This window comes from Luteolibacter algae, from assembly GCF_042683045.1.
Classification (GTDB): Bacteria; Verrucomicrobiota; Verrucomicrobiia; order Verrucomicrobiales; family Akkermansiaceae; genus Luteolibacter; species Luteolibacter algae.
Genome location: NZ_JBHUIT010000034.1, coordinates 221,489 through 243,086 on the forward strand (window position 1 = coordinate 221,489; position 21,598 = coordinate 243,086).

20 protein-coding genes and 1 tRNA gene are annotated in these 21,598 nt (G+C 51.9%); 8 read left to right on the plus strand and 13 right to left on the minus strand.

Translation table 11 applies throughout. The features are described 5' to 3' along the window. The first annotated feature begins 49 nt into the window (after window positions 1-49). Complete coding sequence (locus tag ACFSSA_RS15450) at window positions 50-1,099, plus strand: CmpA/NrtA family ABC transporter substrate-binding protein (protein WP_386821531.1); 1,050 nt, start codon at window positions 50-52, stop codon at window positions 1,097-1,099. A 240-nt stretch (window positions 1,100-1,339) separates the two neighbouring features. Continuing rightward, window positions 1,340-2,101: a type II secretion system protein gene (locus ACFSSA_RS15455; RefSeq protein ID WP_386821532.1), complete on the plus strand. Its 762-nt coding sequence runs from the start codon at window positions 1,340-1,342 to the stop codon at window positions 2,099-2,101. A 162-nt stretch (window positions 2,102-2,263) separates the two neighbouring features. On the opposite strand, the gene ACFSSA_RS15460 is transcribed toward ACFSSA_RS15455, so the two are convergent. Next, a tRNA-Met gene (locus ACFSSA_RS15460) sits at window positions 2,264-2,340 on the minus strand. 111 nt (window positions 2,341-2,451) lie between these two features. Here ACFSSA_RS15460 and ACFSSA_RS15465 point away from each other — a divergent pair. Next, window positions 2,452-3,339: a 3-methyladenine DNA glycosylase gene (locus tag ACFSSA_RS15465; RefSeq protein WP_386821533.1), complete on the plus strand. Its 888-nt coding sequence runs from the start codon at window positions 2,452-2,454 to the stop codon at window positions 3,337-3,339. A gap of 26 nt (window positions 3,340-3,365) precedes the next feature. Here ACFSSA_RS15465 and ACFSSA_RS15470 read toward each other — a convergent pair whose 3' ends face one another. Both ACFSSA_RS15470 and ACFSSA_RS15475 read right to left on the minus strand, forming a co-directional pair. After that, a complete protein-coding gene (locus ACFSSA_RS15470) occupies window positions 3,366-4,220 on the minus strand; it encodes an NAD(+)/NADH kinase (protein ID WP_386821534.1) in 855 nt (284 codons plus the stop codon). A gap of 69 nt (window positions 4,221-4,289) precedes the next feature. Next, a complete protein-coding gene (locus ACFSSA_RS15475; RefSeq protein WP_386821535.1) occupies window positions 4,290-5,339 on the minus strand; it encodes an LOG family protein in 1,050 nt (349 codons plus the stop codon). 81 nt (window positions 5,340-5,420) lie between these two features. On the opposite strand from ACFSSA_RS15475, the gene ACFSSA_RS15480 reads away from it, so the two are divergent. Together ACFSSA_RS15480 and pdeM are read left to right on the plus strand one after the other, a co-directional pair. Next, window positions 5,421-5,864: a nucleoside deaminase gene (locus ACFSSA_RS15480; RefSeq protein WP_386821536.1), complete on the plus strand. Its 444-nt coding sequence runs from the start codon at window positions 5,421-5,423 to the stop codon at window positions 5,862-5,864. After that, a complete protein-coding gene (gene pdeM / locus ACFSSA_RS15485) occupies window positions 5,861-6,505 on the plus strand; it encodes a ligase-associated DNA damage response endonuclease PdeM (RefSeq protein ID WP_386821537.1) in 645 nt (214 codons plus the stop codon). Before ACFSSA_RS15480 ends, pdeM begins: the two co-directional genes overlap by 4 nt. A gap of 55 nt (window positions 6,506-6,560) precedes the next feature. On the opposite strand, the gene ACFSSA_RS15490 is transcribed toward pdeM, so the two are convergent. The 4 genes from ACFSSA_RS15490 to hisA form a co-directional block, all read right to left on the minus strand. Then, on the minus strand, window positions 6,561-8,270 hold the full coding sequence (locus tag ACFSSA_RS15490; RefSeq protein WP_386821538.1) for a GMC oxidoreductase: 1,710 nt from the start codon (window positions 8,268-8,270) through the stop codon (window positions 6,561-6,563). 28 nt (window positions 8,271-8,298) lie between these two features. After that, window positions 8,299-8,877 (minus strand): gluconate 2-dehydrogenase subunit 3 family protein, encoded by a 579-nt coding sequence (locus tag ACFSSA_RS15495; protein WP_386821539.1) that lies wholly within the window; start codon window positions 8,875-8,877, stop codon window positions 8,299-8,301. Window positions 8,878-8,986: 109 nt separating this feature from the next. Then, window positions 8,987-10,966, minus strand: coding sequence for a transketolase (tkt, locus tag ACFSSA_RS15500; RefSeq protein WP_386821540.1), 1,980 nt, complete (start codon window positions 10,964-10,966; stop codon window positions 8,987-8,989). A gap of 103 nt (window positions 10,967-11,069) precedes the next feature. Next, complete coding sequence (gene hisA, locus ACFSSA_RS15505; protein ID WP_386821541.1) at window positions 11,070-11,837, minus strand: phosphoribosylformimino-5-aminoimidazole carboxamide ribotide isomerase; 768 nt, start codon at window positions 11,835-11,837, stop codon at window positions 11,070-11,072. A gap of 306 nt (window positions 11,838-12,143) precedes the next feature. Between hisA and ACFSSA_RS15510 the strand changes: the two genes are divergently transcribed. From ACFSSA_RS15510 to ACFSSA_RS15520, 3 genes are all read left to right on the plus strand, one after another. Next, window positions 12,144-14,714, plus strand: coding sequence for a tetratricopeptide repeat protein (locus ACFSSA_RS15510; protein WP_386821542.1), 2,571 nt, complete (start codon window positions 12,144-12,146; stop codon window positions 14,712-14,714). A gap of 66 nt (window positions 14,715-14,780) precedes the next feature. Continuing rightward, window positions 14,781-16,136: an LptF/LptG family permease gene (locus ACFSSA_RS15515; protein WP_386821543.1), complete on the plus strand. Its 1,356-nt coding sequence runs from the start codon at window positions 14,781-14,783 to the stop codon at window positions 16,134-16,136. An 8-nt stretch (window positions 16,137-16,144) separates the two neighbouring features. Continuing rightward, complete coding sequence (locus ACFSSA_RS15520) at window positions 16,145-16,705, plus strand: hypothetical protein (RefSeq protein ID WP_386821544.1); 561 nt, start codon at window positions 16,145-16,147, stop codon at window positions 16,703-16,705. A gap of 33 nt (window positions 16,706-16,738) precedes the next feature. Here ACFSSA_RS15520 and ACFSSA_RS15525 read toward each other — a convergent pair whose 3' ends face one another. The 6 genes from ACFSSA_RS15525 to ACFSSA_RS15550 are packed head-to-tail and all read right to left on the minus strand — an operon-like array spanning window position 16,739 to window position 21,573. Further along, window positions 16,739-17,158 carry an HIT family protein gene (locus ACFSSA_RS15525; RefSeq protein ID WP_386821545.1) on the minus strand — a complete coding sequence of 140 codons (420 nt, stop codon included), beginning with the start codon at window positions 17,156-17,158 and terminating at the stop codon, window positions 16,739-16,741. Further along, a complete protein-coding gene (locus ACFSSA_RS15530; RefSeq protein WP_386821546.1) occupies window positions 17,155-17,715 on the minus strand; it encodes a PqiC family protein in 561 nt (186 codons plus the stop codon). The genes ACFSSA_RS15525 and ACFSSA_RS15530 overlap by 4 nt, the downstream gene beginning before the upstream one ends. A 15-nt stretch (window positions 17,716-17,730) precedes the next feature. After that, window positions 17,731-19,398: an intermembrane transport protein PqiB gene (gene pqiB, locus ACFSSA_RS15535; protein WP_386821547.1), complete on the minus strand. Its 1,668-nt coding sequence runs from the start codon at window positions 19,396-19,398 to the stop codon at window positions 17,731-17,733. After that, complete coding sequence (locus ACFSSA_RS15540) at window positions 19,391-20,053, minus strand: paraquat-inducible protein A (protein ID WP_386821548.1); 663 nt, start codon at window positions 20,051-20,053, stop codon at window positions 19,391-19,393. The genes pqiB and ACFSSA_RS15540 overlap by 8 nt, the downstream gene beginning before the upstream one ends. Beyond that, a complete protein-coding gene (locus ACFSSA_RS15545) occupies window positions 20,050-20,703 on the minus strand; it encodes a paraquat-inducible protein A (protein ID WP_386821549.1) in 654 nt (217 codons plus the stop codon). Before ACFSSA_RS15545 ends, ACFSSA_RS15540 begins: the two co-directional genes overlap by 4 nt. Before the next feature lie 15 nt (window positions 20,704-20,718). Continuing rightward, window positions 20,719-21,573, minus strand: a complete 855-nt coding sequence (locus ACFSSA_RS15550) for a fumarylacetoacetate hydrolase family protein (protein ID WP_386821550.1) — start codon at window positions 21,571-21,573, stop codon at window positions 20,719-20,721. Window positions 21,574-21,598: the final 25 nt, after the last annotated feature.

Here is a 21,598-nt window from a genome sequence, read left to right on the forward strand (position 1 = left end):
ATGCCAAAATTTAAAAATTGGCATTCTACACGCTTACTTGGCAGGAGTCATGCGTTCCAGCCCACCGATTTCAAAAAAATCCCAGCCGATCCGTCTGGGGTATATCCCGCTAACAGATTGTGCGCCACTCGCCGTTGCCCAGGAAATGGGTATTTTCCGTAAATACGGATTGAACGTTGTTTTGCACCGCGAGCTCGGATGGGCCACTGTGAGGGACAGGCTATTCTATGGAGAGCTCGATGCAGCGGAATCGATCGCCGGGATTGCTTTCGCACTAGGCTTTGGTTTAACGGATCTCCGCTGTGAAGTCGCGGTTCCTCTGGTTCTGAATCTTCATGGAAATGCCATCACGCTATCGACCGAATTGCCTCCGGAAGTGATCGGAAATGGCGTGGGTCTGAAGAATTATCTCGCGCGACAGTGGAAAAAGGACCGGCCCTTCACCCTCGCGGCCACACATCGTTTCTCATCGCATGGAGTATTGTTACATACCTGGCTCAAACGCCACGGATTGGAAGACACGGATGTGGAAATTATCACTCTCCCCCCTTCTCTGATGCCCCGCCATCTGAAGGCGGGCCATATAGACGGTTATTGTGTCGGGGAACCGTTCAATTCCGAGGCAATTCTAGGTGGATACGGTTGGTCTCCGGTCACTTCCGCCGATTTGTCCCATGGCCATCCAGAAAAAGTCCTCCTGGTTTCGGGCGAATTCATTCAAGAGCGGCGAGAGGAATCGATCGCTTTGGTTTCCGCATTGCTGGAGAGTTGTAAGCTGTGTGACGATCCATCATTTCGCGAGGATTTGATCATGATTTTAGCGAAGAAGGAATTCACTGGTGCCTCGCCAGAAATTCTTAGGAATAGCTTGGACGATGTTTTCTTCACTGGCGCAGCGAAGGTCTCCGGCAGAGGATTTCACATGTTTTATGGAAACTCGGTGAATCGACCTTCCACTGACAAGGCATCCTGGATGTTGGCTGGCCTGCGTAGTGCCGGCTCTCTGCCGGAAAGCTCCTGTGGCTCCCTATCCCGATTGTATAGAGAAGACATTTATATGGCGGCACTAGCGGGAGTCTGCGAAACCATTCCTGGATAAATGTTTCTGAATAGATTCTCGCACACAACGTAGGTATCCGGGTCATTGCAGGCAGCTGCAGATATATATGGGGGTCCTCGTCGTTGATCAGATTCATACGAGGATTCGCTATTTATTCCCGACGATCAGCCATTCGATTATCAAAAGCGAAGCGTTACAAGATTAGGTATCGAATACATCTTTACCCAATCATTTCCAGACAGGAGTGATTTCTAAAGCATGTGTTCATTCATGGAACCTATGAAAACGCATCGCAAACCAAAATATGGTTTCACCTTGGTGGAACTTCTTGTCGTAATTACCATCATCGCAGTTCTAGCCGGAGTTGTTTTCAGCGTCGCAAATAGAGCGAGGCTGGCGGCGAAAGCCTCCACCTGCGTAAGTAATTTAAGACAATGCGGGCTATCCGTGCATGTGATACGCGACGAAGGCTTGGAAAACAAAGGACGCACACCACCCGGATATTTTCCCAGCTACGGAGGATGGATCGGAGGGCCCGGAGTTGCCTGGAGACAGTATACGATTTACGACCTGATAGGTGAGCAGATAGGTGCCTGCATTGGTGACGGCGGATCTTATAGATGGACGACCCATCCCCGGGATACCTTTCTCAACAACCCTCTTTCAGAGGTAGAGTTAGCAAAAGGAATTCCTACCGAAGAAATCGATTTCTCAGGTCATCCCGAGCAGCAAATCGGTGGGTTCGGATACAATCATTTGGTGAACGGCTGGACCACCCCCAATAGCGAAGATGATAGTCCCGGCTACAAACGGACCAGTCTCAACACCATCGACTTCCCGAACCGGACGATTTTAATGGCCGAACAACAGACAAATAGTCCAGGAACCATCATTGGCCCTTATCGCCAAGCTCCACATGGAAATTATAAAGACAAGGCTCACTGCCTTTTTGTCGATGGCCATGTCGAAGCAATCGCCAACGACTATCTGCCTACAAACGAAGCGTTCCTGAAATATTTCCGACCGGCCGTGGCAAATTGAACCCTGCGACCGGAGAAAGGTGGTATCGCAAATCCAGATGTGCGATCCACCAGGCTATTTGCTATTTGAAATAAATTAAAGGCGTCTACCGAATCGTCATTGAGAAAAGGTAGGCCCGAAATGGCGAAAGGCGCTAAGTTGTTTAAACTTAGCGCCTTTCATTGGTTGCGGGAGCAGGATTTGAACCTACGATCTTCAGGTTATGAGCCTGACGAGATACCTGACTTCTCCATCCCGCGATTAGGACCTCCGCCTTCCGGCGTGGGCGGACAAACTACACTGAAACAACGGGATATGGCAAGAGTTATTTTGCATGTTTCTGATTTTTCTGGTCAATTTCCGGCAGAAAGATGAATTCCCTCAACATCCAAAACGATATCGTTCCTTTCAATGTATGGGAAAAGCAAGCATCGGAACATTTCCAGAAAGCCAGCAAATTTACCGCAAGTGTGAGAAAACGTAGAGACTGTGGGGAATCGCATCCGGTGGAAGACTTTTTATTCGATTACTACCCCTACCCTTTGTCGATTATCGAGCAATGGCATCCAGAAATCGGCGTCAGATTGGAAATTGGTGATGTGATAACTCTGCCAAAAAGATTTTCCGGCAAACGTTACAGCCATCGGGATCGGACATTTTTCTTGGATCGTGGGAAAATGGAGGAAAAAGAAAGAGCCCGCTTGCTCTGGATCCAAGAACTTTTAATGGCGACACAGAGACACACTCCAAATTTTGCATGTCATGGTTTGCACGAATGGGCAATGGTTTACCAGGCCGAAGAAATCCGGCACTCCGGCCTGGCTCCTTTGCGGCTGAAACAAGAGGAAATTGATAGCCTGATCGAAAGCCGGAGCATTACCTGCACTCACCATGATGCGTTCCGATTTTTCGCGAAGGCTGCAAGGCCTCTCAATAAAATCCAGCCTTCGATTGATACCCGGTTGGAGAACGAGCAGCCCGGGTGCGTCCATGCCAATATGGACTTGTATAAATGGGCGGCAAAATGCATGCCATGGATCGGATCGGGTTTATTGCTGGAGTGCTTTCTTCTAGCCAATGAACTGAGAAACCTGGATATGAGAGCCAGTCCTTATGATCTGTCCAAGTGGCAAGTGATTCCGATCAAAATAGAGACTGCCGAGGGACGGAAGCATTATGAAACCGAGCAGCGAAGGCTGGCTGCCATTGCAGGAGAACTTAGAGGGAAGCTGATTGCTTCTTTGGATCGGGTCCTCTAGTGCGCTTCTTGGTCAAACCTTCGAATTCATACTCCCTGCCAGCCAAGTTTCTGACGTAGAGCTTCATAAAACGAGGTTCCCTCCAGTCTCAGTAGATGGAAGGATCGCTCAGCCTTCACGACGGTCACGCGGTCTCCGGGATCGATACGTGTGGTATCACGTCCATCGACTGTGAAAATCATCGGTCCGTCATCCGCACGTTCCGGTGAGATTTCGACTTCCACATCATCGGAAACGACCAGCGATCTCTGACTGAGGCTGTGAGGACAGATGGGAGTGATAACCATGACCGAGGACTGTGGCGCAATCAGCGGTCCCCCGGCCGAGAGAGAGTATGCGGTAGATCCGGTAGGAGTTGCGACGATAAGGCCATCGGCCCGATAACGATTTAGCCACTCCCCGTCGATCTTGGCTTTCAAAGTCACCAACCGGCCTGTTTCACCGCGGGCCATCGTTACCTCATTCAGCCCGTAATAAGTCTCCTCTTCACCGTTTTTCCGGGAAACGGTTGCCTTGAGCAACATCCGCACACTGATATTGAATGTCCCGGTGGCGACCGCTTCAGCAAAATCGTCGAGCTCTGCGTCCGTGCAGGTCGTCAAAAAGCCCAATGTGCCAATATTGATGCCGGCAACAGGTTTCCTGAAATCGCCGAACCTAGAGACAGCATGCATCATGGTTCCATCACCACCCAAAACTGCCGCGATATCCACTTGATCCGGGAACTCCCGTGCATAAATGCCTTCGTTTTCTCCAGCGAGTTGGGCTGTTTTTCGTTCCAGAACGCACTCACAGCCACGACTCTCCAGTGCTACCCTTAAGGCCAGCAACGTATTCAATCCCCCGGCTTTTTGCGGGTTGAGCAATAATCCGACTTTCACTCGGCTCCAAGGTGTTGGCATGTGCCGCTGCTGACAAGCAACTAAAGGTAATATCTGCAAAAAATTCGGTTATAAGAGCTCCTTCACCGTTGGAATTATTTCATCGAGATTCTCGACCACGGTAAATTCACCGTCATAACACCACTCTCCGAGTAATCGGATCATAGGATCCCAAAAGCGCCTACCGCTTTCATCAGGGCGATTGTAAATAACCACAGGTTTATTGCTCATCCCTTTTTTATTCTGCTGTTTGAAGATCATTAATGCGAGCATCTCCTGGACAGTTCCTGCTCCACCCGGGAAGATCACAAACGCTTCCGAGCGCTCGATCATCACACCCATGCGGGTGTAGATGTCGGGTTTTAGCCAGAAGCTGGAAAGCCCTTCCGGTAGGCCCTCTAGCTCAATGATATGCGGCACGTTTGAGCCTCCCGCCCATCCACCCGCCTCAACCGATCCACGGACCACCTCTCCCATGATTCCGGAATTCCCGGCTCCAGAAATGCAGCCCAGACGATTCTCCGCAAGCATCCGGCCGAAGTCATATCCGTCCTTCAGATAGCCTTCCTTTTCAATCGAAGCGGAACAGAAAACACAAACGTTTCCGATGTTTTCCGCCGGAGGTGGCGAATCAAACGAGGGACCCGCGATTTCGCCTGTCGGTATCCTCCCAATCTCCGGCAGACCCGCCTCTCTAGCTTTTTCCAGAAGCTCCAAAACACCATCCACATGGTCTGTTTCCAATAGGTAATCCGCAGGATTTTGGGCAACAGTCCCTATCTGTCTGAGGTGGTCCAAAAGCTGCAGCAAACCATTCCAGGACCCATCGGTATTGAGTAGAACAGTGGGCTTGTTCGCCAAATTTTTATCCATCGTCTGATACCCGACAAAGATGGAAACCGCCTTGAATAAATCTTCCAGGGTTGCTCCCGGAGTGAAAACAAAAGCATCTGCTTCGATGATTTTTTTCTCGATATTCGAGAGTGAAATTCTTTGATCTCCGTTTGAGTTATATATGTCCCATCCTTTACTGAACAAGCGGTAAAGCAGCTTGGCTCTGGATTGTCTGTTAGGATCTTTCTCGCCGGCTACTGTTCCTGCTAATCTGACTTTTGGCATGTTTTATTATTTGAGGGGGTTGGAAAATCTTGTGTATGTCTTTCCCTAGACAGGAAATGAAAGCCATTCATATTGTCAGGCATGGACATTTTTCTGCAAGCGGCAGTTGAGGAAGCTTTGTCGGGACAGCGAGAAGGCGGTATCCCTATTGGCAGTGTGCTTGTCCACGATGGTAAAATAATAGGACGCGGGCATAACCGGAGAGTTCAGAAAAACAGCACAATTCTTCATGCTGAGATGGATGCATTGGAAAATGCCGGTCGTCTTTCCCCTACTATCTATCAGGAGTGCACTCTGTTCACAACTCTGTCCCCATGCCCGATGTGTTCCGGTGCGGCTTTGCTCTACAAGATCCCAAGGATTGTTATAGGTGAAAACAAGACCTTCATGGGGGCGGAAGAGTTATTGAAAGCCCATGGAGTAAAGTTGAACGTGATGAATGACGAGTCCTGCATCAAGATGATGTCCAACTTCATAAGAGCAAATCCGGATTTGTGGAACGAGGATATTGGTGAGGCTGAATGATTATAAATAAATCGATACAATTGTTGCCGGATTCTGCGGTTCTCATCGAATCCGGATTGAGATTTCTTATCGCGGCAGATTTACATTTGGGGAAATCCGCGGTTTTCCGTGCAAACGGTCTTCCGGTGCCAGAGGGAGACACCCGGAAGGATTTGGAACGCCTGACCCAACTTATTTTAGAATATCAGCCTGACCATCTGGTGATTGCCGGGGATCTGTTTCATGCCAATTCCGGATTCGAAGAGGAGGTTATCGATGTTTTCGAGGATTTCTTACGTCAGATCAGGATTCCTTTCACGTTGGTAAAAGGAAATCATGACGACAAAATTGCCAGCCTCCCAGAATCTTTTGATATGTGTTCCCATCGGGAGATTGGCGATATCCGTATTGTCCATAAACCGCAGGATGCGTCGCCAGAACTTTTCAATATCTGTGGTCACATACATCCGGTGGTCAGAATCGCGGACGGAAAAAACACCGTGTTGCGCCCGGCATGCTTTCATCTCAGGGATAACGTCCTTACATTGCCTTCATTTGGCTCATTCACCGGTGGGCAAATTGTTAAACCCCAGCCAGAGGACCGGTTTTTCGTTTCGCACTTAGGGAAAGTCATCGAGATCCCCGGGAAACTGATCAAATGATAAAACCGGGAGCCTCCACCGTTTCTGGAAGCTCCCGGGGTGCTGAAGTCAGGATCTAGAGGTTACCTTTCCTCATCTCACTGACAGCGAAGTCAGCAGCTCTGGCGGTGAGCGCCATGTAGGTGAGAGATGGATTCTGGCAACCTGCGGAGACCATCGCGGCGCCATCTGTGCAGAATACATTCTCAGCGCCCCAAACTTGATTATGTCTGTTAAGCACCGATTCTTTTGGCGAGCTACCCATCCTGGCGGTTCCCATCTCGTGGATTCCCAGCCCGATGATCGGTTTGCTGTTGTTTGTTCTGATGTTTTCCGCGCCCATGCTTTCCAGCATCTCAGCTGCGTCGTTCATCATATCAATACGCATGTTGTGCTCGTTTTCCTGATATTCGGCATCAGCGACGATCACTGGAAGACCCCATTTATCGGTTTTGTCCTTACTGAAATAGATCTGATTGTTTTCGTAAGGGAGACATTCGCCGAATCCTCCCATCCCCACAGACCATGGACCAAACGAGGTTAGCTCTTTCTTGAATTCCGCACCAAACCCTTCGATATTCCGGCTCCAGTTTTGGCGCATGGCCCCACCTTGGTAGCCGAATCCGCGGAGATACTTCTGATTCGGCTCTTCCTTGAAGTTCCGGTAACGCGGGATGTAAAACCCGTTTGGACGTCTTCCATAATGGATCTTATCCGGATGGGTATCCAGCACCGCACTCGCACCCACTCTCAAATGATGATCCATGAGGTATTTGCCCAGAGAGCCACTCTCATCCATCCCTTCCGGGAAACGGTCGGACTTGGAATTCATCAGGATCGCTGTCGAAGCGATGGTAGACGCATTCAAGAAGATGATTTTCGCATAGTATTCGGTCGTCTCCATCGTCAGCTCATCAATGAGACGCACGCCTATCGCTTTGCTGGATTTATCATCGAAAATGACAGAGTGGACGATGGAATGAGGCCTCAGAGTCATATTTCCCGTATTCTCGGCTGCTTTCAAGGTCGCCGCCTGGCTACTGAAGTAGGCTCCAAAGGGACAACCGCGGGAGCAGAGATTCCGATACATGCAGGACGAGCGTCCCAAGGCCAATTGCTCTGCGGTAGGTGCGGTAAGATGTGCCACGCGTCCGGGAATGAGGGTTCGGCCGCGCCATTTTTTCTCAATGGATGCTTTGAGATCAAGCTCCGGCGGGGTCAGATCCATCGGGGGCTGGAAAATACCATCTGGCAATTGTTCCAATCCCTCGATGGATCCGCTGATTCCGGCGAAGCGTTCGACGTAGTCATACCACGGTGCGAGTTCCTCATATTTGATTGGCCACGGTATCGAAATGCCTTCCTTGGCATTCGCTTCCATATCCATCGGGCTCAATCGATAGCTTTGTTTTCCCCACATAAGGGAGCGTCCCCCCTTATGGTAGCCGCGCATCCAATCGAAAGGTTTCTTCTCTTCGTATGGGTGCTCGATATCGTCCACAAACATCTGGTTTGTGGCAGGTTTGATCGTATATCCGGTGCGGGCCTGCTTGTGCTGGCGCTCCTTCATCTCGCGGGATGCCTTATTCTGCCACTGGAGCTCCCAGGGAGGTGAATTTGTCGTGTCGTAATCGACGATGTGTTTGAGATCCCGGCCACGTTCTAAAACGAGAGTTTTGAGACCTTTTTCGCACAATTCCTTTGCGGCCCAGCCACCGGACATGCCGGAGCCAACCACGATGGCATCGAATGTATGCTCGGCTTTTCCTTTGATATTAAGATTCATTTGGATGATTTGGTTACACTGATGCTGATTACATTGAGTAAGCCTTTTGGCCTGGCTCCAGCGGCATCGACGCCACCCACTTGGTGGGGACGAAAACAAACTCGAAGGCCTTGGTGGCACCGAGCTCGGAGTTCACATAGCAAAACTTTGTGAGCTCCTTGAACTGCTGAAGAAAAGAGTTGCGCGGTTTGAGGCCGTTTCTAATCGCATTTTTGCGCTCTTGCAGTTGGGAGGTATGTAGTTCCGTGAGGAATTTTACCTGCTCTTCTGCGGGTAACTGATCAATGGATTTGCCATATTGTTTCTGGCAGCGCTGTGCGAAATCCACTAATCCCTCGGCAATAACTTTCTGATCGGAAGGCTGAAGGCAATCTTTTACAATGACTTCTATCCAGCCTGGAACACCTGCCTCAATCGCACCGGGGGTATCTGTTTCCGGGATAATTGCTTCCGCAAGCGCGGCGGCATGTTGGCGTTGCTCCGGCGTGAAGAAGGTAAGCTGAGTCTGGTCAAAAGGCTCACCCATTCTCGCAAAAACGCTCTCCGGGAGGGCGAGGCTGCCACCGACCGTCATGGCCATTGCTTTCAATAATTCTCTTCGATCCATGATTTGTTATACTGACTATGTCCTGGGATTCATACGCAAAAAAATCCTTCCGCGGAGCAAAAAAAGCACCAGCGGAAGGATATAAAGAGATTAGGCAGATTTATGATATTTACTTGGAAACCGCCGAAACCACGTCGGCAGCAGTCATTCCAAGCTCCTCCATAACCACGTTTCCTGGGGCGCTGATGCCGAAACGGTCAATTCCAAGGACTTTGCCCTCGGAGCCAACATATTTCCACCATAGCCCGGAAACACCCGCCTCGATGGCAACCCGCTTGGTGCATGCCTTTGGAAGGACACTTTCCTTGTAATCGCATGACTGGCGATCAAAGCGCTCCAAGCACGGCATGGAAACGACGCGGACTCCGTCTCCGAGCTGCTTCGCCGCTTCAACGCAGTGCTGAAGCTCGGAGCCTGTGCCGATGAGGATGGTGGTGAGTTCACCTTTTTCCTTCACTGCGACATAACCACCGCGGAGAACCCCATCACGGCGCACGTCGGAAGTGAGATCATTCATCAGCGGAATTGCCTGGCGGGTAAGAATGAGTGCGGTCGGTCCATCGGTGCGTTGCATCGCTGCAATAAAAGCACCAGCGGTCTCCTCCGCATCGCCGGGCCGGATCACATCCAAGCCAGGGATCACGCGCAGGCCGCTGACGGTTTCCACAGGTTGATGGGTTGGTCCGTCTTCACCGACACCGACAGAGTCATGGGTGAAAATAAATGTCGTTGGGAGCTTGGAAAGTGCTGCCAGACGAATCGCCGGACGAAGGTAATCTGCGAAAACCAGGAAAGTTGCCCCGCTGGAGCGGAAGATACCATCATAGGAAATGCCGTTGCAGATCGCGCCCATTGCGTGCTCGCGAATGCCGAACCAAATGTTGCGACCAGCGGGATTGGTGCGGGAGAAATCGCCCTCACCAGCGAGGTAATTCTTTGTGGAGCCGAAAAGATCCGCACTACCGGTGAGGAATTGTGGCATTGCTTTGGCGACATCATTGATGACCTTGCTGCCTGCCGAACGGGTAGCGTCCTTGTAGTCCGCAGGGAAGGTGGAAATCTTCGAAGACAGGTCGCTTGGAGTCGTGTGGGCTACGCCCTCGCTGAGTTCTTTCGCAAGCTCTGGATTTGCTTTTGCCCAGGCATCGTAGGTGGCTTGCCACTCCTCGAATTTCTTGACGGATGCTTCTGTGCGTGCCGCAAAGAATTTTCTGGTCTCTCCCGAAACGAAGAAATGCTCGTCAGCTGGAAGATTGAGTGCTGCACGGGCTTCTGCGATGAATTTTGCACCGCCTTCGCCGTGTGCTTTCGCTGAACCGGCAACTTCAGGAATACCCTTGCCAATGATGGTTTTGGCGATGATTACCTTAGGCTTGTTGTCTTTGTTGGACTTTGCGATTTGGAGGGCTTTTTCGATAGCCGCTAGATCATGGCCATCGATGGTTGCAACATCCCAACCTTGGGATTCGAAGTATTGTGCGGCATCCTCCCCTTGGGTGATCTCCGCCATGGCGTCCAGGGTCACATCATTGCTATCGTAAATGAGAATGAGGTTATCCAGGCCCGCATGACCGGCGAATGCGATGGCTTCCTTGGCTACGCCTTCCTGCAAGCATCCGTCACCATGAAGCGCGATGACATTGTGATCGAACAGCGTATGTTCTGCGGTATTGAACTTGGCTGCAGCACGTTTGCCGGAGAGGGCGAAACCGACTGCGTTTGCAATTCCTTGTCCAAGAGGGCCGGTGGTTGCCTCCACACCGGGTGTTTCATGGTATTCCGGATGTCCCGGAGTGATGGAATGGAGTTTCCGGAAATTGGCGACATCATCCTTGCTCACAGCGTAGCCGGAGAGATGAAGCCATGCGTAGAGGAACATCGAGCCGTGCCCTGCGGAAAGGATGAAGCGATCCCGATTGAGCCAACGCGGAGCGTCCGGATTGTAATTCAAGCTTTCTCCGAAGAGGACGGCACCGATCTCAGCGCAGCCGAGAGGCAGACCGAGGTGTCCGGAATTGCATGCGTGGATAGCATCCATGGCCAAGCCACGGGCTTCATTTGCGGCAGTAATTAATGCGGTAGTGTTCATAAAAATCTGACCCCGCATCGGTTCATTTCTTGGCGGAGCGAGCAAACCCTAGGAATTAGAAGTATTTTGGCAAGAGCTGATCGGGGAATATGCAATGTTTTGCTCAAGTTCCGCTCATGCCCACCAGTTCTGCGTAACATACTCCAGAGCCTCCGAAGAGATCCAGAGCGCTGCCAACCGTTACATCGATCAAGCCTCTGCCTGCTTTGCTTACAATTTCGATATCACCCATCGTGGCGGCTCCGCCAGCATAGGTTACCGGACATTTTCCCCAGCTGCCCAGAAGCCCGACTAGCTCGGCATCGACTCCTTTGCACAGTCCTTCGACATCCGCGGCATGGATCAGAAACTCATCGCAGAATGGCAAAAGCCGGTCCAGGGTATCGTGGCTTATATCCAGCTCGGTAATCGTTTGCCACCGGTTCATCGCGACCTTCCATCCGCTCCCTATGCGGCGGCAGGAGAGATCAATGACAATGTTTTCTTTGCCAACGGTTTCGACGAGTTGTTCCAGCTCTTCCTGAAGGAATTTCCCGTTAGCATCGAAGAGAGCGGATGTGACGATGACATGACTGGCCCCGGCGTCGAGCCATTGCTTCGCATTCGCGGAGCGTATTCCCCCACCCACCTGTAGCCCGCCTGGCCAAGCGGAGAGTGCTTCTTTGGCTGCCGCGTCATTCCCTTTACCGAGCATGATGACATGGCCTCCGCGTAGATTGTCCGAGCGGAATTTTTCGGCGAACCAGCCCGGGGGTTTTTCCGATACGAAATTTTCGGTTGGCGCAGTTCCATCGTCTCGAAGGCTCCCGCCGACGATTTGTTTAACTTTTCCTTCGTGTAAATCTATGCAGGGGCGGAATCGGCAACTCATTTCGAGCTGACAATCACCTCACTTCCGCATGTTCTGCAAGCGGAAGGATGTCCCGCATAGTAGTTTTGCGGACAGCATTTGCAGGAAGGTTTCATCGTTTCAGGATCCAAGGGTGGATTTACCGAACAGGAAGTAGTCACAGTTGCTACTCCTAATAGAACCATTGCGAAAAAAGCTTTCATGATCATAAATTCTTACTGATCCGAGGACTATCAGTAAGACTAAATATTGACCAGAACTAAAATACTGCTCTTCCCCCCATCTTAATTCTTTTCTGATCAGATCTCCTGTTTCATGTTGGCGGCGGTGAAATACCTCATTGCGCTCACATTACCGATGTTCATTTTCCATTCTGCGGTGGCGGAAACGGCCGAAGATTTACTGGTTTCCGCAAACCACGCTATGGATGACGGACTCTGGGATGTCGCCTCGATGAAGTTGAACGATCTTATCGGATCAAGCGAGTTAGCACCTCAGCAGCAGGTTCAGGCTTTGATCCTTCTTGCCGAGTCCTTGATCCGCGATAACAGGCCTGTAGAGGCAAGCCGGATTTTGGAGATGTCGTTGGTGAGGGAGCATCCGGAGGCTGCGTTTTGGGCCGCTCAGGCGCTTGCCAGTCAGGGACGTTTTACCGAGGCTGTGAACGGCCTTTTACCCATCGCCGGTGACCCGGAGCATAGGTATCGGAAAGAAGCCGCATTTACAGCCGCCAGTTTGCAGTTATCACTATCGGAATCGAACAGTGCCCTTTCCACGTTGAAATTGCTGGCTGAGGATCCGAGCCTTGACACGCGGGTGGAGGCACAGCTGAAACGTATTGAAATCCTAATCGACCAGGAACGTTACGACGAAGCCCGGGACATTTTTCCTGAGATCGGGGATATACCGGAAAAGCTCATTCAATTTGCCAACCTGTTGAATGGCTATCTCACGTTGGCCGAAGGTGACGCGGACTCCGCGGAGATTATTTTCACCAATTTACTTTCAAACCCGACCGGACAGACACTGGCCAATTACAATCTTGCTGCTGTGGGAAAGGCCGACGCCCTGTCCGGCCAGGGAAAAGCTGAAAGCGCAACCGACTCTTTGTTGAATTTCATCCAATCCAATCCGGATACCACGATGCTGGAACCGATGTTTCGTAGGATCACCGAGTGGCTTCCAGAGAAAATCATATCCACGGATAATCCGATTCTTATCCGCCTGAGGGACTGGCTTCCACGCACTTCTCCCTATAGCAACAGTCTTATCAATTTGAGCGATCCTGGCGCGGCGGCGGCCTGGCCCGAAACCTTGAAGCCTATTTCTGATCTGGGGATCTTTTCGATGCACGCTTACGGAATCGCTCTCCGGCGTCTCGGGACCACGACGGCGAAGAAGGAAGCGGAGCACCTGATGCAAAGGATTCAATTGCTCGCTCCGCAGCATTTTCTAGCGCCCCAGGCTCTTTTGACATTGGCAGAATGGAAATTGAACGATGGGGAGACGGAAGACGCTTTCGCGATCTACGATTCGCTCCGCATGAGTGCGAAATCTCCGCTCGTAAAAGGGGAAGCCGCATTTCAGGATGCCCGGATCGCGTTCGACTCGGGAAACCCCGAGCTGGCGGCAGAACTTTTCGCCGAGGCTTCTGCTACTTTGACTGGGAAAAATCGCGAAATGTCCGTGCTCAACGCGGCTCTCTCCCGTCTGAAGATGGATCCCGCCGGCACTTATCTGATCCAGAATGAAGAGGCGCCAATCAGCACCGAACTGACCGCGGATCTGGCCTTGGAAAGAGCCCTTCTCAACTCCGATCCGGAGGCGGCAAAATTCGCTTTGGACGATTTTCTTCGGAATAATCCGGAACATCCAAGGGCAAACGAAGCAAGATTGGCGATCGTTCAAGCGGCACTCGCCGTCAATCCGGCCGATATCTCGATGGCTCGTGCGCAGCTTGATACCCTCAGGATTGCGGAGCCCCCCCTGCCCCCGCATCAGATTCCCCAGCTGGAAATTGCAGAGCTACACCTTCTCGATCATGCCGGAGAAAGCGAAAAGGTAGTGTCTCTGGCAAAAGAGATCATAAAGAACCATCAGGGCTCTACAGCTGCGTCAGACGCCGCGCTTATCCTGGGGAAAACCCTTTTCAAAACGGGCAGTTATAATGAGGCGAGACTCGTATTGGAGAAGCTGGCGAGCAGTGAGATCTCCAACCAACGGGCCCAGGCAGCACTTCTCTTGGCAGCACGTTCCGCAGCATTAGGTGCTACGGCACAGTCCCGCGAGGAGGCTCTGGCGTTGTTCGATAAAACCATAGCAATGGAGGGCCCTCTTACTTCACTGGCCATGCTGGAGAAAGCGCGGTTGAACATTGATTTGAACCAACTTCCAGTCGCAATCCAATCGCTCAGCGAAGCATATTCCGGAATGAGCGAGGATGATCCATCACGTCTTCCAACCGGGCTTTTGCTAGCGGAAGCCATCTACGCGCAAGGAGATACAAAACCTGAAAGCCTCAACCGGGCGCTCAAAATCTACAACGAGCTCCTCACACTCTCTGCAGATAATCCGGCACAGTATTTCCGGCTGCAATACCTGCGTGGGCGCACTTTGGAGAAGCTACCTGAAAGCGAGAGCTCTGACAAAGGTCGCCTGGGAGACGCGATTTCCGCCTATTTTTCCGTTCTGGATCGGCCAACGGATCCTCCGCCACCGGAATGGGAGTGGTTCGAGCGCAGTGGTTTCCGCGCACTGTCACTTCTGGAAAATGCAGAGCGCTGGAGGGCCGCCATTGCTATTGCCGAAAAAATCGCGTCGTTCAAAGGACCGCGCGCAGAGGAGGCCTCGACACGTGCGCGCCAGCTGAGGCTGAAACATATGATTTGGGAAGATTAGCCCAGCACCCAGCGCGATCATAAACTGGACAGTTCCACTCCATCGCGTCACCGTTCCGTCTCTCCCATGTCAAAACTTCCACGCTGGTTACTTCCTCTATCCTTCTTCCTTCTCGGAGTTGTTGCGGCGGCAATTCTTGTCCCCTTGGAGCAGGCATCGGTGAAGGAGCAGCTAACAGGCTTTCCGGACTCCCATATTTTCACCAACGCATTGCGCCCCTACATTCTGCTATTCTTGTGCTTCATGCCAGCGATAGCGGCCTTCGCCTATAGCATAGGATCCACGTTCGACCGTTATCTCTCGCGGCAATTCCTCGCCATCTTCGGCATCTGTCTCGGAGCTCTCTTTTCAATCTGGATGCTCCTGGATCTGAATGACAATCTGAGCGATTTTTCTGGCAGCAAGAATATGGCGGCATCCGTATTCTATTTCTATCTCTATCGCTCTCCTGCCATCCTGTTGGTGCTTTTGCCTTATACCCTTTTGCTAGCCTTGATTTATTGTCTGGGAAAATTTTCAAAGACCAACGAAATCATCGCCATGATTCAGAGCGGCACAGGCATCGTCCGTGTCTCTGCTTCGTTGGTTTTCGCCGGGCTTTGGTGCAGTGTGCTGCTTCTTGGTCTGAATTACCACTGGGCTCCCCATGCGGAAGGGAAGCGGGACGAAATCATCGCGGAAGCCAAGGGTCTACCCATTGTACAGGCGATGAATGTGCTGTATCGGGATCCGGATTCCCACCGGCTGTGGATGGTGGGAGCCTTTCCGGCGAATTACCAAAAAGGAGAAGCTCTCCGGAATGTTGAAATCACCACTTTGAATCCGGACAAAACCCTTAGAAGCCGGATGACATCTTCTTCCGCAAGTTACAACCGGGAGACGCGCCAATGGACATTCGCCGCGCCTTTGATCGGAAGGTTCATCGAAGGAGAATCCCCGGTTTATGAGCAGATGACAGAGCCTTTGATCCGGAAAACGTGGAAAGAGACACCTTCACAGATTATCAAGCCGGGGCTCAGTGTGGAGTATCTCGGGATTCCGGAACTCAGCACTTGGCTGGTATCGCCCCTCGCAAAGCAGGCGACATCGAACCGTCCTGCCTATCTGACGCAATGGCATTATCGATGGGCCTTGCCGATCACCTGTCTGGTGACCGTCCTGCTCGCCGCGCCTCTCTCCATCCACTTTGCGCGGCGGGGTGCCGGCAGTGGAATTTTCCTGGCTGTGGTGCTTTCCATGCTAATGCTATTTGTTTCCAGCATTACCTTGGCACTGGGCGAATCGGCGATTCTGGAGCCCATGATCGCAGCTTGGTTACCCAACATCGTGTTCACGCTGTTGGGGCTTTACCTCTATCATCGTCGTATCACGGGACGACCCATTTACCAATCGGTCAAAAAGCTACTCACAGTTAACAACTGATCAATACAATGGCTTTTCCCGAATCCTGGCATGTCCGTAGCAGGAGCCGCGAGTGCTCTGTCACCGAAGTTCGTTTCAAAGAAGGCGACATCATCATCACCGCACTTTTTCCGGATCCTGAATCCAGTGGATATCTGCGGAAGGATTTCTCCGAGAAGGCCTGGAAAGAATTACCGGAGGATGACAAGAACGCATTTTCATATTGGAAAACCAAGTTCACGCCCGTTGCCGCTGTGGAGAACGTCCAAACCGTCACCAAGCAATCGGCGGAAGATCTACTCCGCACCATGGTGGAGGAAGATCAGGAACATACCGAGAATACCCGCTATATTCTGGCGGTGATGTTGGAGCGGCAAAAACTCCTCCGGGAAACGGATACCCAATCAACTGCTGGAGGAATTCTCCGGATTTATGAACACCGGAAGACGGGCGAAGTCTATATCGTCAAAGATCCAAACATTCCCCTCGATGAAGTGGAGAAAATCCAGGAAGAAGTCATTCAACTTCTATCGCCACCCGCGCCAGAGATAAATTCTGGGGAGATGAATCCGAATACACAGGTGGGATAAAGAAGAGCGCGGAAAAGCGACTCGGGAAATTTCCTAATCCCCCAATGCGGCACGCGCTGCCGAGACAATAGCCTGCGCCTCGTCTTGCGTGTATTTGCGTTTTTCGTCACACGCCCATACCACTCCCGGCCAAGCCGGATCCGACAGATTTCTGGCCACCACGTGAATATGCATTTGCCTCACGATATTTCCGATGCATGCGACATTGAGCTTTTCCGGTTTAAAATACTCCTGAACAAAGATGGATATCCTACGCAGGAGTGAAGTCACCTCACTATAGGTTTTTTCGTCCAACTGATGGAGATCCTCAATACCTTCCGGCACCTCGGGCACGATGATGAACCATGGGAAATTGGCTTCGTTCTTCAGCAAAATCCGGCATCCGGACACCCGGGAGATTTCGTATCCACCGCTCTCAAGACGGTCATTCAGTGTGAAGTTCGTAGTGATCATTTTATCCGATTGGAGATTTCCGCTGAGAGACGACTAAGAAGACGCGACTGAGCAGAGACGAAAGATTCATATTCCTCTTCCTGGATAGCTTCTTTATCAATAAAAGTGGCTGAAGCGACGAGCTTGCGGCTTGGCAGTGCGTAAATGCGCCAGCTGGCATCGATATGGGCGTAGCCGTCATTTCCCGCAACAAACTCCCGGATATCCACGGCAATCTGATAGTCGATTTCGCCATCACTCTGCCAGGGATAAGTGCGGATGTTTCCGGTTTTCAAGCGACGTCCAAGATTGATCGAAAGGACCCGGGCAATGGAATCGTCAAGATCCCCCGCCCAAAGGTGATTTTCCGCTAGCTCCAATTTATTGGGGCTGGTCTGGATCACAAGGTTTTCGCGGTCCACATATTCCGCGAGAATCACTGGGCCCACACCGACACCGATACCACCGCCCGATGGACTGGGACCGTCTGCGCTCAAAGTATAAAACGTCGGGTAGGTCCTCAACCCACAGCTAAGCAGGAGAAATGACAGGCAAAATAGAGCTATAGATTTGAACATGACAAAAGTGTGAATTCAGCGGCGCGGACCCGCGGCCTTGGGCTTGGAGTCCCTTGACGTATCTTTGCCGAAAAGTAGTGAATTGGGCTTTTCCTTGATGGTGTCCGAAAGCGATTCCATTGCCCGCATGGCTGCGCGGAATTCGTCCATCGTGCGCAATAGATCGCCTTGCATGCTTCCCTCCGGTCCCATGCTTCTCACGGATTTGTCGAGTTCGGTCAGGCTTCTCCGGAGATCCTCGGGGAGTTTTTGAAATTCCGGATTATCCATGGTCGCCCGGGCGGAAGCTGCAGCCTTCTCGATTTCCTTGATGGCCAGCTTCGCCTCTGAGACCGTTTTGCTGGTCTCTTCAGCCGCATTGGCGATCTCGGAAATCGCTTTATCCAGCGGAAGAGCTTCGATTTTGTCCAAAATTGATGCCAGCTTGACTTCCAGTTGGGCGAAACCCGAAGGCAACGTGGGCACCACAGGATAATCACCCTTGTAGCCAAGATCCGCAGGCGGATCATCCGGGTAATAGTCGAAATCGACATACATCGCGCCAGTGAGAAGACTGCCGGTTTTGAGCGTGGCGCGAAGCCCTTTGCTCACTGCATCCCCCAGCCTGAGTATTTCCTCCTCGGCGCTGTCATTGACGCCTGCTGCTCGCAGTAGCTTAGGATCGACCTCCACTAGAACAGGAACCTTTTGGTTTTCCTTGTCCGGAACATAGTCAAAGGAAATATTGGTCACCCGTCCTATCACGATGCCGCGGTATTCCACTGGCGCAGATTTTGCGAGGCCACGGACAGTTTGATCGAATAGCAGGAGCAGCTGCAGCGTCGGCTCAAACGTCGAAGTGGCTGCGGATTCGATATCCTCATGCAGCTCGTAGACTCCGCCATCTTTGGCAAGGCTTCCCGGTCTCAATCCCTCGGGAACCGCAAACGACACACCGCCGGAAACCATTGCTTGAAACGAAGGCGTGCGGATCTTGAAGCCGTCCACGCCGGCATCGATATTGATCCCGCTGGTGTTCCAGAACTTGGTGTTTTCTCTTACCAGATTCTGATATTGCTCACGGATGAATGCCTCGTAGACAACCCGGCGCCCATTTGGATCCAGCTTACGGCTTTCTACCCGGCCAACCTCATAACCGCGATAGTATATCGGAGAACCAGTGCTTAGCGATCCCGCCTCGTCAGATACCAAGGTCAAACGAAGCCCGGGCACGCTTCGGCTGGTGGCGGGAGGAGTCTCGCGGCCCCGCCAATAGCGTGGACCCATTGGGCCGGTGCCAGGCTCCAGCTCAATATATACGCCCGTTAGCAGAGTGCCTAATCCTGAGACATCGGATGCGCTCACACGGGGCCTGACGACCCAGAAACGGGTGCCTTTTCTCAGAAGCGTTTCGTTCCCCTTATCCAGGATACAATAGACCAAGACCGACTGAAGATCATCGGACAGCTCCACACGGGAAACCTTTCCCACACTCACCGAGCGGCATCTTAGTTCTGTTTTCCCGGCGACGATTCCGTCTGCGGTTTCGAAGCGGATTCTGACTTCAGGCCCTTTTGAGCTAACGTTTTTATAAAGCATCCAACCACCGATCAAAACGGCTAGAATGGGTATGGTCCAAACGACGTTCCACCGCTGGGCAGATCGGATTTCCGGCTTTGCTACTGTTGGTTCTTTATCACTCACTATCGGAAGATGGTTGCGGAGAGGTTTCAGCACCTTCGCGCTCAAGTTGATCCCAAAGAAGCTTGGGATCAAAGCTCATTGCTGCGAACATGGTAAGAATAACAACGCCGGCAAATGCCACAGCTCCAGGGCCCGGAGTCACTCGCATATAATTGCCAAGCTGAACCATTGTCACCAGAATAGCTACTACGAAAATATCCACCATAGACCACCTGCCGAGCAGTTCCGTGATCCAGTAAACCTTCCCGAGCTGCCTGGCAGAATGTGGCACCAACCCTTTGGCCGCGGCACAAAGCCAGAGCAAGGCGAAAATTTTCATCAAGGGAATAAGAATGGATGCGGTGAAGATAACGATAGCGATGGGATAGGAACCGGCGTTCCAGAACTGGATCAAACCCTCAACAATGGTCGTCTGGGTTAGAACTCCTAACTCACGAATATTCATGATCGGCAGGAGATTCGCCGGAATATACATGGCCGCAGCGGCAACCACCAATGCCATCGTGCGGGTAAGGCTGTGGGGCTTGCGCAGATGCAAATGGGAGCCACATCTGGGACAATATACAAGAGCTACCGGTGAAACTTTCTCGCAGACATGACATTCAGCCAGGTCACGACTCGCCCCCCGTGAAAGATTTTTACAATATTGGCTCATTTGCTTCCCGCGACTTCCAGTCGGTCCCACAGTTCCCGTTTATCAATCGCAGCGACGGCTGCAGCCATGCAAAACATCAGCGCCGTAAATGCCCAAAAGCCTAGCCCGAAATGTAGCTCAGCCAGATGTCCTAATTTCAGAAGACTGACCAACACTCCGAGTAGAAACACTTCGATCATATTCCAGGGTTCGGTCCGGCTCATCCATGCGGTCACAAAAATTGCTCCGGGGGCCTTGCGACCGAACATCAGCGGACCACAAACATAGACCAATCCCCCAGCAAGCACCAATGGTGCGACGATGGTGAACAGCGCCACGCCGATCCCGACAATAGGGGCACCTTCGTGAGCCAAAGTCCATGCCGCACTGGGTAGGGTCAGCGCGGTCCGGATACTCGCCGCATCCATATAGATGAACGGTGCAGTGTGCACGAAAACCATCAAGAGCAAAGCTGTTAACGAGAAAGCGGTTACCCTCACCAGAGATGCGGGACGATTTTGAAACAGGGTGGCCCCGCAACAAGTGCAGCGGGCACTTGTGCCTTCTGGAATCGGCTCAGCCACGTGAATCGTATCGCAGAAATGACAGATCGCGTAATGCGGGCCGCCCTTCGGCTTGGGCCAAGATAGGATGGAAAGGCGTGTTCTCAAAGCGGTCGATCGCCCTTATCTGGATGCTACGACCCTCTGTGTCAACTCTCCCAATTGTTCTATTCCACACTCCACATGGTCACCCGCCTGCAGATACTGGGGCGGATTCATTCCCCCGGCGACGCCGCTTGGCGTTCCGGTGATGATCACGTCACCAGGCAGGAGTGTCATAAACCGACTGATGTAGCTAACAACATCCCTTACGCCGAACATCATGTCCTTTGTCCAGCTATTCTGACGGATCTCATTATTCACCTTGGTCCAAAGACGAAGCTCCTGCGGATCAGCAATCTCCTCCCGGGTGACCAATGCCGGCCCCATAGGAGCGAAGGTATCGGCACTTTTCCCTTTGGTCCACTGGCCGCCGTGCTCTTTTTGGAAGGCTCGTTCGGAATAATCACAGAAAACCGAGTAGCCTGCGACGTGGGACATAGCCTCATCTTCGGCAACGTAGCTCGCCGTCTTCCCGATAATTACAGCCAGTTCCACTTCGTAATCCAGTTTCCGGGCACCGCGGGGAATGAGCACATCGTCATTAGGACCGCTCCAAGCTGAAGTTGCTTTCAGAAACAAGACCGGCTCCGTGGGAATTTCACCACCCATTTCAAGAGCATGTTCGAGGTAGTTTTGACCCACGCAAACGATCTTCGACGGCCGCGCGATTGGAGGACCCAAGCGCACCGCCGGATCAATCTCCACTCCATCCGGGCAACCTTCCTTCACCCATTCGGCCAGGCTGTCGAGCCCTCCCATCGCGAAGAAGCTCTCGTCATAATCCAGAAATTCCCCACTGGCATCTATTCTGCGCCCGTCTTCGAGAATGACTCCCGGTTCTTCCCTGCCTGCTTCTCCGAATCGTATGAGTTTCATATTAAAATTAGCTCCTCTGACAGTA

What these genes read in the sequence shown, in the direction of transcription:
- ACFSSA_RS15480 (WP_386821536.1), top strand. Translation starts at nt 5,421, where the DNA reads ATGGACATTTTTCTGCAAGCGGCAGTTGAGGAAGCTTTGTCGGGACAG.
- ACFSSA_RS15490 (WP_386821538.1), bottom strand. Translation starts at nt 8,270, where the DNA reads ATGAATCTTAATATCAAAGGAAAAGCCGAGCATACATTCGATGCCATC.
- ACFSSA_RS15550 (WP_386821550.1), bottom strand. Translation starts at nt 21,573, where the DNA reads ATGAAACTCATACGATTCGGAGAAGCAGGCAGGGAAGAACCGGGAGTC.
- hisA (WP_386821541.1), bottom strand. Translation starts at nt 11,837, where the DNA reads ATGAGTTGCCGATTCCGCCCCTGCATAGATTTACACGAAGGAAAAGTT.
- ACFSSA_RS15525 (WP_386821545.1), bottom strand. Translation starts at nt 17,158, where the DNA reads ATGATCACTACGAACTTCACACTGAATGACCGTCTTGAGAGCGGTGGA.
- tkt (WP_386821540.1), bottom strand. Translation starts at nt 10,966, where the DNA reads ATGAACACTACCGCATTAATTACTGCCGCAAATGAAGCCCGTGGCTTG.
- ACFSSA_RS15465 (WP_386821533.1), top strand. Translation starts at nt 2,452, where the DNA reads ATGAATTCCCTCAACATCCAAAACGATATCGTTCCTTTCAATGTATGG.
- ACFSSA_RS15495 (WP_386821539.1), bottom strand. Translation starts at nt 8,877, where the DNA reads ATGGATCGAAGAGAATTATTGAAAGCAATGGCCATGACGGTCGGTGGC.
- ACFSSA_RS15520 (WP_386821544.1), top strand. Translation starts at nt 16,145, where the DNA reads ATGGCTTTTCCCGAATCCTGGCATGTCCGTAGCAGGAGCCGCGAGTGC.
- ACFSSA_RS15450 (WP_386821531.1), top strand. Translation starts at nt 50, where the DNA reads ATGCGTTCCAGCCCACCGATTTCAAAAAAATCCCAGCCGATCCGTCTG.
- pdeM (WP_386821537.1), top strand. Translation starts at nt 5,861, where the DNA reads ATGATTATAAATAAATCGATACAATTGTTGCCGGATTCTGCGGTTCTC.
- ACFSSA_RS15530 (WP_386821546.1), bottom strand. Translation starts at nt 17,715, where the DNA reads ATGTTCAAATCTATAGCTCTATTTTGCCTGTCATTTCTCCTGCTTAGC.
- ACFSSA_RS15515 (WP_386821543.1), top strand. Translation starts at nt 14,781, where the DNA reads ATGTCAAAACTTCCACGCTGGTTACTTCCTCTATCCTTCTTCCTTCTC.
- ACFSSA_RS15540 (WP_386821548.1), bottom strand. Translation starts at nt 20,053, where the DNA reads ATGAGCCAATATTGTAAAAATCTTTCACGGGGGGCGAGTCGTGACCTG.
- ACFSSA_RS15475 (WP_386821535.1), bottom strand. Translation starts at nt 5,339, where the DNA reads ATGCCAAAAGTCAGATTAGCAGGAACAGTAGCCGGCGAGAAAGATCCT.
- ACFSSA_RS15455 (WP_386821532.1), top strand. Translation starts at nt 1,340, where the DNA reads ATGAAAACGCATCGCAAACCAAAATATGGTTTCACCTTGGTGGAACTT.